Source organism: Anaerovibrio sp. RM50 (genome assembly GCF_000622005.1).
Classification (GTDB): domain Bacteria; phylum Bacillota; class Negativicutes; order Selenomonadales; family Selenomonadaceae; genus Anaerovibrio.
Genome location: NZ_KK211383.1, coordinates 284,132 through 285,147 on the forward strand (window position 1 = coordinate 284,132; position 1,016 = coordinate 285,147).

Annotated in this window: 1 protein-coding gene; it reads right to left on the minus strand. The window is 46.9% G+C overall.

Annotated features, from left to right (window positions below; genetic code table 11):
* Nucleotides 1-995, minus strand: a 995-nt coding sequence (locus T525_RS0112605; RefSeq protein WP_027407466.1) for a flagellin, incomplete at its 3' end; no start/stop codon positions are given.
* Nucleotides 996-1,016: the final 21 nt, after the last annotated feature.

Sequence of the window (1,016 nt, forward strand, 5' to 3'; positions counted from 1 at the left end):
CCCAGAGCAGTTGCCTTCATATCGGTAAGACCAACATTGATGGACTGGGCTGCCTTGGTGCCAATCTGGAGAACGATGGAGTTGTCCTCAGACTTGTTCTGTGCACGGATGGACTCTTCAAATGCATCAAGGGAAGCGTTAGCTGCCTTGTTTACATTGCCCTTATTGTCGGTGATATAAACTGTGAAACCAGCAATCTGAGTATCAATACCAGCAGTCTGGGAGGCAATAGTCAATGCGCTCTGGCCAGATGCAGTATAAACATTGTTACCGGAACCGTCAACACCGATAAGGGAAGTATTGCTACTGGTCTCAAACTTGATAGCTGCATTGCCTGCAGAATCAGTAGCCAAGGAAGTAATTGCTTCGCCCAAGCTCTTGGAACCTACCTGCATGGAAGAAGTATAGGTCTTGCCGTCCTTTACGAAGGATACGGTTACAGTATCAGTGCTGTGAATGTTCAGGTCATCACCATTACGTGCCTTCAAAGCTGTCAATGCAGTGGTGCTGGCAGTATCGGTGCACAGGCTCTGATTGGTCATTGCAGTGGTGGTAGCAGTGGTCTTCTTGTTGTGGGAACCATCTACCAGGTACTGGCCATTGAAGGTAACGTTTGCGTTGTCATTGATCTGGTCAATGGACTGGTCAAGCTCCTTCTGGATAGTAGCGCGGTCAGAATCAGTGTTGGTATCGTTTGCTGCGCTAACTGCCTTTTCCTTCAAAGTCTTCAGGATTTCAACAGTGGAGCTTACAGCACCTTCAGCAACCTTCATCATAGAGCCGCCGTTCTGAGCGTTCTGATTTGCCTGATCCAAGGAACGGATCTGAACACGCATTCTCTCGGAAATAGCATAACCGGAAGCATCATCAGCTGCGCTGTTGATCTTCATACCGGAAGAAACCTTTTCCAAACTCTTCTTCAAAGCGTTGGTGTTCTTGTTCAGAGTGTTCAGAGTGTTAATTGCGGACATGTTGTTCTTTACAACCATAGCCATGATAAATTCCTCCTTGATTTT